The sequence below is a fragment of the Sporosarcina sp. FSL K6-2383 genome, from assembly GCF_038618305.1.
GTDB lineage: Bacteria > Bacillota > Bacilli > Bacillales_A > Planococcaceae > Sporosarcina.
This window is the reverse complement of record NZ_CP152017.1, coordinates 1,162,968-1,176,158: the sequence shown is the minus strand read 5'-3', so window position 1 is coordinate 1,176,158 and position 13,191 is coordinate 1,162,968. Positions and strand designations below refer to the sequence as shown.

Genomic DNA, 13,191 nt, shown 5'->3' with positions numbered 1-13,191 from the left:
AATCGATAATTTATCAAATCAACAGTATTATAGCATGTATTAGTTAGAAAAGCATACTACTAGTCAATTAATTCCGCTTCCAACTTCTTATATCCATTACTTTTCCCCTTTCCCCCGAACCCTATCCCGTCAATTTCTTTCCTTATATATGTAGATTTTAGCTTAAGGTAGTCATTTACCATACTTTTTGATAAAATAAGAGAAGGTCCTTTCAAGGATAAGAAAAAGGAGCGTTCATTCATGTTATCGATTTTCAAACGTTCAAATCAAACGAGCGAAAGACAACTTCGAAAATACAGGAAGATTGTCCAACAAATAAATAAATTAGAACCCACATACGAAGCGATGTCGGACGAACAACTTACCAATATGACAGATCTATTTAAAGAACGGATCCAATCAGGCGAATCTGTTCACTCCATTACTCCAGATGCATTTGCTGTTGTTCGCGAGGCGTCCAAACGAGTATTAGGAATGCGTCATTTTGACGTACAACTTATCGGCGGGCTCGTACTAACAGAAGGAAATATCGCTGAGATGCCGACGGGTGAAGGTAAAACACTAGTTGCCTCCCTCCCCTCCTATGTTCGTGCACTGGAAGGTAAAGGTGTCCACGTTATTACAGTGAACGACTACCTTGCCAAGCGTGACTATGAACAGATTGGACAAATTCATCGTTTTCTCGGTCTCACAGTCGGGTTGAACGTACCGATGATGCAAGGTCCCGCAAAGCAAGAAGCCTATAATGCCGATATTACATATGGAGTCGGAACTGAATTCGGCTTCGATTATTTACGGGATAATATGGCACACCAAACTACCGAACATGTCCAACGTCCATACCATTTCGCTATTATTGATGAAGTTGACAGTATTCTTGTTGACGAGGCAAAAACACCACTTATTGTAGCCGGAAAAATGCCAGCAGATGCCGATTTACATCATATTGCGGCGCGTCTTGCCAAACGCTTTAAAAAGGGTGTCGATTTCGATTTCGATGATGAAACGAAAGCTACTTCCCTAACTGATACAGGTATTGAAAAAGTTGAAAAAGCATTTGGTATCGATAACTTATACGAGCTAGAGCATCAAACTCTTTATCATTATATGATTCAAGCAGTTCGGGCTTATGTTATTTTCGAGCGTGACGTTGACTATATTGTACGCGAGGAAAAAATTGAACTTGTTGATATGTTCACGGGGCGTATTCTGGATGGTCGGACGCTTTCCGATGGTCTACACCAAGCAATCGAGGCAAAAGAAGGCTTGCCTATTACTGATGAGAACAAAGCACAGGCACAAATTACAATCCAAAACTATTTCCGGATGTATCCACAGCTTTGTGGTATGACAGGCACCGCAAAGACGCAGGAAAAGGAATTCAACGAAGTATACGGAATGGCTGTCATTCAGATTCCAACAAACCGGCCACGCGTGCGCATTGACGCTCCTGACCAAGTATACGAAACCATTGACCAGAAGTATAAAGCGATGGCAAAAGAAGTGGCTGCACGCCATAAAACAGGACAACCTGTCCTCGTAGGAACAACGTCTATTTTGCAATCTGAAAAAGTAGTTGAATACTTAAATAAGCACAAGCTTCCCTTCAACCTATTGAATGCAAAAAGTGTTGAGCAAGAAGTAGAGCTCATTTCTCAAGCTGGCCAACTCGGTCATATTACGGTTGCGACAAATATGGCTGGACGCGGTACTGATATCGTACTCGGAGAAGGTGTCGAAGAACTTGGCGGGCTTTTCGTACTCGGTACAGAAAAACATGAAAACCGCCGTATCGACAACCAGCTTCGGGGTCGTTCTGGACGCCAAGGCGACCGCGGGGAAAGCTGTTTCTACCTTTCCCTTGAAGATGATATGTTCAAACGCTTTGCCAAAGATGATATTGAAAAATTTGTAAAAAAACTAACGGCGGATGCTAATGGGCTCATCCAAAATCCAGAGGTCGATGAACTGACGGAACGTACACAGCGAATCGTTGAAGGCGTGCACTACTCCACGCGCGAATACAACTTGAAATTGGATGATGTGATTAATGATCAACGAGAAGTTGTCTATTCATTGCGCGATAAAATCATTGAAGGTGAAGGAATCCTTGAGCAATTAAAGACAATGCTAACCGAAACTGTCGAATTCGTCATTTTCGATAGTTGCCCGGAGGAAGATTCTTCAGATAACTGGGATTTCGAGCGCATCGAAAGAACGATGAATAGCCTATTATTGGAACCAATAGCCATCCCACGCATAATTGAAAAAACAACCGATATTTTAAGGCTGTATGAAGCACCAATGGCTGATTTACTTGCTTATATCGATTCATTTGAAGAGGATAAACAGGTAAATGAGATGATTCCACAGGTTATGCTGTCACATATTGATGTAATGTGGGTAAAGCATTTAGAAGTGATGACACGACTCAAGGAAGGTATCGGACTTCGTTCTTACGGTCAGGAAGATCCAATGAGAATTTATCAACGGGAAGGACTTGAATTATTCGGTCGTCATTACCAAAAGTTACGTCGCAATATCGCTTCTGAAGTGATTAACTTTACAAAAATGATTGCACAACAGCAGGAGGTACAACAATGAAACTTTTTTCTTTTTTTAAGCAAGCTGAAAAGACAGGTAAGGATAGCATAATCGGTTCTGAAGAAATCATTGACGGTGTAAATGTTTCAAGTAATACAGATGAGGTCGAAACAACTCTTTCACTTCATCCAGAATGGGACGTGCCACAGGAGCAGGACTACGTTTTCCGCTTCCTATCTAATGAGCTCGAACCATTGAAACCTAATCAGATTTCCCTTTCTGGAATTGATATTGATGTTGAATCAGCAAATGGTAGCTGGCTCGTTAAGGCATTTTTCCGCTCCTCTCTTGATCAACAGATTTCTGTTGGCCCAATCGAGTTAATGCTCCTCGACGGTGAAGGAAATACACTCGCTTCTGATGAGTTCGATTTATCGGAACTTGGCGATATTCCAGCACGCAGTGCAAGACCATGGGTATTCGTCTTTACAAAAGAAAATATTTTTGCTGAACAACCTCCGGTAGAAAACTGGAAGCTTGCTTTCAACGTTCAGTCGATGGTGCCACATAAACTGGAATTGGAACAGGCATGGGAAGACGGCTTGACGGATGAGCAAAAAGAAGGACTCGCAACAGTCGTTGAAGGGCTGCCGAAATTGAAGCCACGGGAAGTAAATATTAGCGGGTTCCAAGTGAAGAAACAAGAGGATGGTGGCATTGCTGCTTCCGTTTTCATCCGTAACGGTCACTCGAAACAAATTAATATTGAAAAGTTACCACTTGAGCTTATTGATGCGGTTGGAGATCTTGTTGCTACCGGAACATTTGAGCTTGCTCCATTATCTGTCAAAGCAAACACGTCTAAACCATGGACGTTTATCTATCCAAAGGAATTGACCCAAAAGACAGAGCCAGACTTGTCACGTTGGACAGTTCGTGTACCACAACAAAATGCGTAATTTATAAAAGCTGCCTAGCCAAGTCTAATTCAACTTCGCTAGGCAGCTTTTTTTCTAACATCAATTACGCCGAGGCGTAATTGCGTCCAGATTTTGAATCGAGCTTGAGGCCTACAGGATATAGGTCATGCGGTCGTTGCGAATCGAACAGCGAAGGGTTCGATTTGCCGTATTTCTGTGTTCTTTGCAGAAATTAAGGCACTGTTTCAGGACATCGCGAACTTAGACTGCCTCGATTAACTCCTTTCAAAATCCGTGACATCCGCCGGAGGCTTGGGCCTGCACGATGCTGGTCATGCAGGCGTTGCCAATCGAACAGCAAAGGGTTCGATTTGCCATATTTCTGCGTTCTTTGCAGAAATTAAGGCACTTCCTTTCAGGACGTGGCGACCTTAGCCCGCGTTCCTCTTATTGTTCAGCCGGCGTTTGGACACACGCTGAACAGGAAAAAAAAACCGCATTCATCTTGCCACCTACAGAGTTGGGAGTCTTCTGGAGCTGACGCTTCACTTTCAGTACAAAAGCATTTGCTGAATAAAGATAAAAGCACCGTATATCCGATAGTGAACGGATATACGGTGCTTCTTGTTTATGTTATTAGTTAAGTGAAGCAACTGCATCAAAATTTGCAACGCGCTTAGCGCCAATATAACGGCTACCCCAGTAGTAAGGGTCGTTTAGCTTATCAATGCGAACACCTCTTGAAGTAGATGCGTGTGCGAATTCACCATTACCTATGTACATACCCACATGTGAAACGCCTTTTCCAGTTGTATTAAAAAATACGAGGTCGCCAGTCTCCAAGTTTGCCTTATTAACTGCCTCTCCTGATGCGTACAAACTAGAAGATGAACGTGAAACATTAATGTCATGTGCTTTAAAAACGTAATTAATATATCCTGAGCAGTCGAATCCTTTTGTAGATGAACCACCATAACTATACTTAACACCAATTAGGCTTTTTGCAGTTTTTGTAAGATCAGTTGCTGCCGATGCTTCCGCTTGTCCAGTGAAAGGGGCAATAAATAACAGTAGTGCCATTACAATGATTATAGCTGATTTGTGTAACTTAACTATATTTTTCATACGTTCCCCCAATGAATTTATTTATCTGTAAACTAACTAAAGTAACTTTAACATGTGCGACGAGCCTCTAACATTACATTCGTGTAACAAATCCGTTACATATCATGTCATTTATTCCTCTTTCGAAACATAATTGTCTTATTGGATGGTTTAAAGTGATAGAAAACGGGAATACAAGGAAAAGGACATGATAAAATGGAGGCGGGTGAAGTGAAAGAGGTCTTTCATGAAATATACGGCTTGACTGGATTAGTAACAGATGGTCATTTTGTAGCTCTTAATGAATGGAAACATCCGCAGCACCGTTTTTTCAAGAACGCCGACCATGATCCAGCTGCAGGAGATTACGAACCTATCCAAAGGGACAAACAAATAACACTCATGGAAGTGAAGCAACGTGCAGAGATACTTGTCCCGATGCGTGATATGCGTAAAAAGGCGGATGAGACTTTGCAATAAGCAACTATTTCCCACACTTCTACTCTATACAAAAACCGCATTCCACTTCGGGATGCGGTTTTCTTAATGTCCAATATGTCCGAACTATGAAGAGCAGGTGAACAAAATGTGAACTCTTTCCACTTTCCTATATAGATAGGGATTTCCCCAATTCCTGTATTCTACCATTTGACTATGATAAAAGTATGACAGACTACTTCATCGTGAACGGGAGGTGTAACAATGGGGAAAGGAAATCCAAAGCAGCAACAGTCCAATCATACCGAAATGGATGCCGAAGTTAGTTTAAAAGGTACTTTTATCTCTGTTATGTTGGTCGGTATTTTCATTCTAATCTCTTGGTTCGGGCTGTACGCACTATTTCTATCTAGATAATGACAATGTTAGGAGGGTAAACGTATGCATTTGCACAAGTACGAAAAAATTTGGCTCACTCTTGGGGTAGGGTCACTCGCATTATTTTTAGTTATTATAGGGTTTGCTGCATTTTGGAAAGGCACACATCCGCAAAGTCATATTGAAATTATTGATCCACAAAATGTGGAAGCACATGATTCATTCAAACCAGAAAACCTTGGGCTCCGTGAGGTTGCTGACGGGAAATATATCGTTAATATTGTCGCTTCTGCATTCAACTATGATCTGGGGAAAGATGCTGACGGGAATCCAGTGAAAACAATTCGCGTACCTAAAGGATCTACTGTTCTTTATCAAATTACGACAACAGACGTTGTCCACGGTTTCAACGTTGCTGGAACAAACGTCAACATGATGGTCGAACCCGGTCACATCAGTCGTTATGAGGCAGTTCTGAAAAACGCTGGTGAGTTTACAATCGTCTGTAACGAATACTGCGGTATCGGTCACCACATTATGTACGGAACAGTGGAGGTGTATGAATAATGGCTACGAATGAGCTCTCAATATCAAAAAAAGATTCTAAGTTATACATGTCATTTATGTACGTTACGTACATATCATTATTGATTGGTGGTCTAATGGGTCTTTTACAGACGCTTGTCCGTTCCGGTAAATATACATTACCATTTAACATTGATTACTATACGATTTTAACGGTACATGGTGTCATTCTCGGTCTTGTTTTGACGACGTTCTTCATTATCGGATTCCAATTCTCACTGATGGGGAAAACAGTTGGGATTTCTGATAAACAGAGGAAAGTTGCCTGGTTAGCTTTCTGGGTAATGGTAATCGGTACGACTATGACTGCGATTACAATTCTCGTAGGTGAGGCATCTGTTCTCTATACGTTTTACGCACCACTGCGTGCACATCCTGCATTCTATTTTGGCCTGACATTTGTAATCGTCGGTAGCTGGATTGCCGCATTCGTTAACTTTCGTCAGCTCTATGTATGGAAAAAGGCACACAAGGGTGAAAAATCACCATTACTAGCCTTTATGGTTATCATTAATATGCTTATGTGGTTCATCGCCTCACTTGGGGTAGCTTCTGCCGTTATTATTCAGTTCATCCCTTGGTCACTTGGGTATGCTGAAACGATTAACGTGCTATTAAGTCGTACGTTGTTCTGGTATTTCGGTCACCCGCTTGTTTATTTCTGGTTGCTTCCTGCTTATATGGCTTGGTATGCAATCATCCCGAAAATTATCGGTGGAAAGTTATTCAGTGATTCACTTGCCCGACTAGCTTTCATTCTATTACTGATGTTCTCCATTCCAGTAGGTTTCCATCACCAATTAACTGAGCCCGGTATTGATCCTACATGGAAATTCATTCAAGTCGTCTTGACGTTCATGGTTATTATTCCATCACTGATGACTGCATTCTCGATTTTTGCAACATTTGAAGAAGCTGGTCGTAGAAAAGGCTATAAGAGTCTATTTGGCTGGTTTAAGAAGTTACCGTGGAAAGATGTTCGTTTCCTTGCTCCGTTTATCGGTATGTTAGCATTCATCCCCGGGGGTGCGGGTGGTATTATTAACGCCTCTTATCAAATGAATGCACTTGTTCATAATACGATTTACATTACTGGGCATTTCCATTTAACAGCTGCAACAACCGTTATTTTAACATTCTTCGGAATTACGTATTGGCTTGTGCCTCATTTGACAGGTAGAAGATTGACACCGAAGTTGAATAAGCTCGGAATTATTCAGACGTATATTTGGACGATTGGTATGACAATTATGTCTGGCTCCATGCATATTCAAGGGTTGCTAGGCGGACCGCGTCGCTCGAACTTCTCTGAGTATGCTGGCGGCGACCAAGTTGCGACTTGGATTAGTTACCAGGTTGCACAAGCAGTCGGTGGAACAATCCTGTTCATCGGGATTATTTTAATGGTGTATATTTTCATCCAATTGACGTTCTTTGCACCACGTGGTGTGGAGGAATTCCCAATTGCAGAGGAAGCTACAAATGCACAGCCTACACCTAAGTTTCTTGAGAACTGGTATTTATGGATCGGGATTACGATTGCGCTCATTCTGTTTGCCTATACAATTCCAATCATTGATATTTTGAAACACTCACCTCCAGGCTCAATTCCATTTGATTGGCCGATTGGTAGATAATAAGAAAAGAAGCCATACAGCTGGGAACCCCAGTCGTATGGCTTTTTCGTTTTACTTATTTATTATTTACCGTCATTCGCTATGCGTTCTACTGCTGCTGCTACGTTTTGGTGGACGTTTGGGTCAAGGGGGTGTGGCACGAGATCGCCAGGTTTTGTACTGTCGACGATAGCTAGCGCCGCTGCAATGAGCATCGGGTAGGTAATTTCTTTCGCATAGGCATTGAGTACACCACGGAAAATACCTGGGAACCCTAAAATATTATTGACGAGACGACCGTCTGCTGCAAAGGCTGCGCCTGCTTTTAGCGCCTCTTCCGGTGCAATTTCAGCACTTGGATTAGATAAAGCCAAAATGATTTGTCCTTTGCGTACCATTTCTGGTTTAATAAGTCCTGCAACACCTGTCGTTGCAACAATAATATCACATGTCTCCATTAGTTCCTCCAACGAATCTATGACCGTTCCACCGTATCGAACAAGCCGTTCACATGCTTCCCCATTGCGATCAACACCACGCATTTCTTTTACGCCATAAGCCATCAGCACACGACTGATAGCAAGTCCTGCTGCGCCAAGACCGACTTGACCAACAACTGAGTCAGCAAGCTCGACACCCGATTGCCTACAAGCGGATAGAACGGAAGCGAGTGTTACGACAGCAGTCCCATGCTGGTCGTCATGCATGACCGGAATCGACAGCTCCGCCTTCAAGCGCTCTTCGATTTCAAAGCAATGCGGTGATCCGATATCTTCAAGTAAAATACCACCAAAGCTTTTAGAAATATGCTTCACGGTCTCAACAACTTGATCGGGGTCACTCGTATCTAACAAAATCGGAATTCCACTTATCCCAGCAAACTGGTCGAATAGCACAGCCTTTCCTTCCATAACAGGCATTCCTGCGACAGGGCCGATATTGCCAAGACCTAGAATCGCAGTCCCATCCGTCACAATGGCTACGGTATTCGAAATCCCCGTGAAATATTTTGCCTGTTCAGGATCATTTTTAATGACTTCGCAAACGTTGGCAACGCCTGGTGTATAGACGCGGCGTAAATCTCCTAATGAACGGATTTCAAATCGTCCTTTCATATGAATTTTTCCACCTTCATGGGCTTGCAGAACATCATCCGTTACAGCCTGGACGCTAATTCCCTCCCCAATCCGATTGATTGCTTCTACAATTTTCAACAAATGCTCTTCATTCAAACACTGGATGGCAATATCACGGATTGTCGATAATGTTCCGACCTTAATCGTTTGAATATCACCTATATCTCCTTCTAATTGCCCGATAGCCATAGCTACTTTGGCAAAATTACCTGGCATTGAAGGCGTTTCGATAATAAGATTGCGCATAAATTGAACTTGTTCCACTATAAAAACCTCCTGTTATGTTGCTGCTACCTATTTTACATCTCTTATAATATCGGAACAACTTATCACATCTATCCGCAAAGAAAAACCGTAATCTACTGTACCACTTGGCAGATTACGGTCCTATTTTCCACTTCAATCAAACAAAAATAGTACTTCAAATTATTGTTCTTCGATAGCAAATCGTTTAACGGATGCTTCTAGCTGATCAGCGAGAGTGGAGAGTTCTGTCACGCCTGCCCTCATTGCTTCTACTTGGTGCGATGAGTGTTCCGCCGAAGCCGTTGTTTGCTGAACGCCTGCGGCAGATTCCTCTGCGATAGAGGCGACTTCCGTCACGCCTTCTGTCAATTTACCACCGATCTCTTCGAGATGACGAAGATCATTTGACATGACACTCGTCTGTTCATTCATCGTTGTCGCAAGCTCTGAAATTTCCTCGAATACAACACCGGTATCTAGTACCTTTTGTTTACCATCTGCCACACTCGTATAGCCACTTTCAAGTGCTTTGACAGCACTAGACGATCCTTCTTGAACCGTGTTGACGATGGTCGTAATCTCATTGACAGAATCAGCAACCTGTTCCGCAAGCTTTTTCACTTCATCCGCCACAACAGCAAATCCTTTGCCGTGCTCGCCTGCACGTGCCGCCTCGATAGCAGCGTTAAGTGCAAGTAAGTTCGTTTGACCTGCAATTTCACTGATGACTGTAACGAGCGTAGAAATCTCTTTTGTCTGAGTATCCAATTGCTTAATCGTTTCGACAGAGTCATTCACTACGCCATAAATGGTATTCATTTGTTGAACGGAACTTTCCATCATGTCATTACCACTTACTGTCCGTTCTAAGATTGCGCGTGACGATGCTACAACCTGCGTTCCAGCTTCATTCGCATGTTGAATGTCTTCAAAAACAGTTCCTACCATTTCAGCCATATTAGAAGCTGTATTCGCCTGTGCCTCTGATCCGGCGGCAAGCTGTTCCATCGTTGCCGCTATTTGATTGGTCGAGTCGCTCACAACAACGGACGTTTCAGTCAACTCTGAACTCCTACCATTCACTTGACGAGAAATCGCCAATGTATCCACTAAAATTGCTTGAATGGATTCTCTCATTTTATTTATGGAGTGAATTTGCTGGCCAACCTCATCTTTTCGTTTAGTTTCAAGAGGCTCATCATTGAATATCCCTTCAGCCATTCGTTCCATTCTTCCTGAAACCATTACGATGGGTCTAGAAATACTCCGTGACATGAAGGAGGCGATTACAAGACCAGCTAAGATAACTAAGATAGCGATTATGTAATTCATGGTCTGCGATGCATAACCAGCTTTTACATACTCTTTCCCATCGGCAAGAATTGTCTCTTGCCGATGGGTTGCAAGACTGTCAAATCCCGCCATTAATTCACGGGCAAGCGGCTGGGCAACCTCACTATCAATGCGAAGTGCTTCCGACTGTCTCCCTGCCATTATCGCTGGAAATACTTGATCCGTCATTATTTCACGCCATTCGATGCTTGTAGCAATCAGGCCCTTTACTTCCTCGGAGGTAGTTGTGCGCCCTAGCTCTTCTTGAAGACCAACACTTTCCTCTGTCAATAAATTGAATTCCTCCAAATATTGCATATCCCCGTACAGAATATAACCACGAGCCTTCGCCACACGATCTGCAATATTAAATGCAAGTCGTGAATCGGTGATAAGTATCGGTAATTGCTCTTCCGTTGTGTTTTCTGTCGTTTCAATAAGATTGTTAATTCCTCTTATTCCACTTACGGCCAACACGGCTGCTAATAAAAGCACTACCACAAAACCTACTAATATAGTTCCGCGTAATGTCTTCATTTTTTATCCCCCAATTCATCAATTTTTTTATAAGCTATACCCTTCCTATCGGTTATTAACACCGAAAATGAATGCGAAAAATGTCGAAATATGAAATTTATATGAATTATCTTATAATTATCCATTTTCCTCCAAAATACACTCTGCTGGTAGTAAGAATTATGTCTTTCGACCCCACATCCCTCCATTGTTGAACCCTGCCAAATGATGTATACTAAAAGAAAATCTGAGAAAGGTGGAGTTGGTAAATGAAAAAAACAAATCGAATAGCACGGAAACTATCTGTATTGATTATAGGGCTATTTTTGATTTTATTTGCGGCTTATTCAATTGTTACAAGTATCATTTTACATAATCAAAGTATTCAAGACGCGGAGGAAGCAGCAATTAGTAATACAGAGTTATACGCTTCCACAATGAGTGATCGCTTTAAAAAAACCAATGAAATGCTTCATACAACAAAACATATTTTTGAAACGTTACAGGCACAAGGGAATTTGACTGCCGATGAAATTATTAGCGTTATTGAAAATAACTTGACGAATAATTCGGATGCAACTGGGATGGCCGCTATTTTTGAAAGTGGGTCAATTCCAATCGACTCATCTGTTTCTAGTGGGTTAGTTGATCCGTCTAAACGTTTTATTCCTTATCTTTACAAGGATGGTGACAAAGTTCATGTCGAAGCGCTTAGTGGCTATGAAATTGAAGGCGAGGGGGATTGGTATTTAGTCCCTAAAAATGAAAAACGGGCAATTTTAACAGAGCCTTATGACTATAGTGCTGGCGGTGAAATCGTTCCTATGACAACGATTTCCGTACCATTGCTAACAAAGACAGGCACTTTTTTTGGTGTTTTAACAACAGATATTTCCATTGATTTTTTAAATGAGTTAGTCGACACGATAAAACCAGAAGGCGGATATGCCAGTATTATTACAGACGCTGGTTTTTTAACAGCCAATAGCTTAAACGAGGAATTGAATGGAACGAATATGCAAGATTCCTTTGATTGGGATACCATTACAAACACACTGCGCCAGGGAGAAATTTCAACATTTTACATCGATTCCAATCAGTTAAATGAAAACTCCTTTAATGCTTTTGCACCTGTAATAGTCGACCAGATTTCCGATACATGGTCGGTGCAAACCGTTGTCCCAAAATCTAAAATCTTAGAAACATATAATACTATTTTATTTTTGACTATTATTTCAGCTATCATCATGGTCATTCTCATGTCAGCTGCTACTTTCTGGTTCATCTTCAAACAATTGAAGCCGCTTGCTTATTTGCGTGATTCAATCGAGACGGCTGCAGCTGGCGATTTAACGAAAAATGTTGACGAAAAATATATTCAATCCGATGAAATTGGTGAGGTTGCACTTGCCTATAACAATATGCTTCAAAGAACTAATGACGCCATTCACACCGTTTTAGACTCTTCTACCCAATTGAATGAGTCATCGAGTCAAGTCAGTCAGGTTTTTGAAAAAGTTGTTGCATCGAGCCAGGAAGTATCATTGGCTACGGACGAAATTGCACACGGTGCATCCAAGCAATCAGAGGACACGGAAGAAACGAGCCACCGTATTTTCGACCTGTCGGACCAAATGGATTCTCTCAACGATCTGTCTAACAACATGAATGACTTGTCTAAACAAACAAGCTCATCGACTGAAATTGGGATGACAGAAGTTCGAAAGCTACGTGAACATAATGTCGCTGCCAATGAAATGAATGAGAAAGTACAACAGCAAATTGAGACGCTGACAGCTAAAATAGCGGATATTAACCAAGTTATCACGTCCATTCACGGCATAACGGCACAAACAAATTTATTGGCGCTCAATGCCAGTATTGAAGCCGCACGTGCAGGTGAACATGGCAAAGGCTTTGCTGTTGTCGCAGAAGAGGTACGGAAGCTAGCCGAGCAATCAAGCTCAGAAACCGATGTCATTCAGCAAACAGTTCAAGAAATATTAGTCGAATCTCAACAAACCGTTGCTGTCATTACAGCTAATATGCAATTGATGGAAGATCAAAATCAATCCGTAACGAGCACAGAATCTTCCTTTATCCGCAATGCGGAACTTGCGCAGCAAATGGGCGGAACGATCGATGAGTTAGCGACAAAACTTGCTGATATGATGGACCATAAAGATCAGGCATTAATAGCCGTTCAAAGCGTTGCCGCAATTTCAGAAGAAACCGCCGCTTCCGCCGAAGAAGTAAGCGCTTCTTCAGCTACACAGCAAACTGAGCTTGAAAGAGTCGCAGAGGCTACTGCACATATGCACACCATTGCGCAAGAACTGCAAGAAGTTGTAAATCGCTTTAAATTGTCATGATGTG

10 protein-coding genes are annotated in these 13,191 nt (G+C 42.0%); 7 read left to right on the top strand and 3 right to left on the bottom strand.

Annotated elements, in window-relative coordinates; genetic code table 11:
• The first annotated feature begins 240 nt into the window (after window positions 1–240).
• Together secA2 and MKZ10_RS05885 are read left to right on the top strand one after the other, a co-directional pair.
• Window positions 241–2,604, top strand: a complete 2,364-nt coding sequence (gene secA2, locus MKZ10_RS05890) for an accessory Sec system translocase SecA2 (protein WP_342508753.1) — start codon at window positions 241–243, stop codon at window positions 2,602–2,604.
• Entirely contained in the window at window positions 2,601–3,503 is a 903-nt protein-coding gene (locus tag MKZ10_RS05885) for an accessory Sec system S-layer assembly protein (RefSeq protein ID WP_342508751.1), read from the top strand. The genes secA2 and MKZ10_RS05885 overlap by 4 nt, the downstream gene beginning before the upstream one ends.
• Window positions 3,504–4,100: 597 nt before the next feature.
• Here the strand turns inward: MKZ10_RS05885 and MKZ10_RS05880 are convergent.
• The gene (locus MKZ10_RS05880) at window positions 4,101–4,589 is read right to left on the bottom strand and encodes a C40 family peptidase (RefSeq protein WP_342508749.1); all 489 of its coding nucleotides are present in this window, start codon (window positions 4,587–4,589) and stop codon (window positions 4,101–4,103) included.
• A gap of 210 nt (window positions 4,590–4,799) precedes the next feature.
• Between MKZ10_RS05880 and MKZ10_RS05875 the strand changes: the two genes are divergently transcribed.
• The 4 genes from MKZ10_RS05875 (at window position 4,800) to MKZ10_RS05860 (ending at window position 7,606) form a co-directional block, all read left to right on the top strand.
• Window positions 4,800–5,048, top strand: a complete 249-nt coding sequence (locus MKZ10_RS05875; RefSeq protein ID WP_342508747.1) for a hypothetical protein — start codon at window positions 4,800–4,802, stop codon at window positions 5,046–5,048.
• A 222-nt stretch (window positions 5,049–5,270) separates the two neighbouring features.
• Window positions 5,271–5,423, top strand: a complete 153-nt coding sequence (locus tag MKZ10_RS05870) for a cytochrome c oxidase subunit 2A (protein ID WP_342508745.1) — start codon at window positions 5,271–5,273, stop codon at window positions 5,421–5,423.
• Window positions 5,424–5,447: 24 nt separating this feature from the next.
• Window positions 5,448–5,951, top strand: coding sequence for a cytochrome B5 (locus tag MKZ10_RS05865; RefSeq protein WP_342508743.1), 504 nt, complete (start codon window positions 5,448–5,450; stop codon window positions 5,949–5,951).
• Window positions 5,951–7,606: a b(o/a)3-type cytochrome-c oxidase subunit 1 gene (locus MKZ10_RS05860; protein ID WP_342508741.1), complete on the top strand. Its 1,656-nt coding sequence runs from the start codon at window positions 5,951–5,953 to the stop codon at window positions 7,604–7,606. The genes MKZ10_RS05865 and MKZ10_RS05860 overlap by 1 nt, the downstream gene beginning before the upstream one ends.
• A 62-nt stretch (window positions 7,607–7,668) precedes the next feature.
• Here the strand turns inward: MKZ10_RS05860 and MKZ10_RS05855 are convergent, their stop codons facing one another.
• Both MKZ10_RS05855 and MKZ10_RS05850 read right to left on the bottom strand, forming a co-directional pair.
• Window positions 7,669–8,967 carry an NAD(P)-dependent oxidoreductase gene (locus tag MKZ10_RS05855; protein ID WP_342510042.1) on the bottom strand — a complete coding sequence of 433 codons (1,299 nt, stop codon included), beginning with the start codon at window positions 8,965–8,967 and terminating at the stop codon, window positions 7,669–7,671.
• A 180-nt stretch (window positions 8,968–9,147) separates the two neighbouring features.
• Entirely contained in the window at window positions 9,148–10,836 is a 1,689-nt protein-coding gene (locus MKZ10_RS05850) for a methyl-accepting chemotaxis protein (RefSeq protein WP_342508739.1), read from the bottom strand.
• 248 nt (window positions 10,837–11,084) lie between these two features.
• Here MKZ10_RS05850 and MKZ10_RS05845 point away from each other — a divergent pair, with 248 nt between their 5' ends.
• A complete protein-coding gene (locus MKZ10_RS05845) occupies window positions 11,085–13,187 on the top strand; it encodes a methyl-accepting chemotaxis protein (protein ID WP_342508737.1) in 2,103 nt (700 codons plus the stop codon).
• Window positions 13,188–13,191: the final 4 nt, after the last annotated feature.

Bases quoted from the DNA above. Each gene is read 5' to 3' on its own strand.
- MKZ10_RS05855 (WP_342510042.1), bottom strand. From the start codon at position 8,967: ATGCGCAATCTTATTATCGAAACGCCTTCAATGCCAGGTAATTTTGCC.
- MKZ10_RS05885 (WP_342508751.1), top strand. From the start codon at position 2,601: ATGAAACTTTTTTCTTTTTTTAAGCAAGCTGAAAAGACAGGTAAGGAT.
- MKZ10_RS05865 (WP_342508743.1), top strand. From the start codon at position 5,448: ATGCATTTGCACAAGTACGAAAAAATTTGGCTCACTCTTGGGGTAGGG.
- MKZ10_RS05845 (WP_342508737.1), top strand. From the start codon at position 11,085: ATGAAAAAAACAAATCGAATAGCACGGAAACTATCTGTATTGATTATA.
- MKZ10_RS05860 (WP_342508741.1), top strand. From the start codon at position 5,951: ATGGCTACGAATGAGCTCTCAATATCAAAAAAAGATTCTAAGTTATAC.
- secA2 (WP_342508753.1), top strand. From the start codon at position 241: ATGTTATCGATTTTCAAACGTTCAAATCAAACGAGCGAAAGACAACTT.
- MKZ10_RS05870 (WP_342508745.1), top strand. From the start codon at position 5,271: ATGGGGAAAGGAAATCCAAAGCAGCAACAGTCCAATCATACCGAAATG.
- MKZ10_RS05850 (WP_342508739.1), bottom strand. From the start codon at position 10,836: ATGAAGACATTACGCGGAACTATATTAGTAGGTTTTGTGGTAGTGCTT.
- MKZ10_RS05880 (WP_342508749.1), bottom strand. From the start codon at position 4,589: ATGAAAAATATAGTTAAGTTACACAAATCAGCTATAATCATTGTAATG.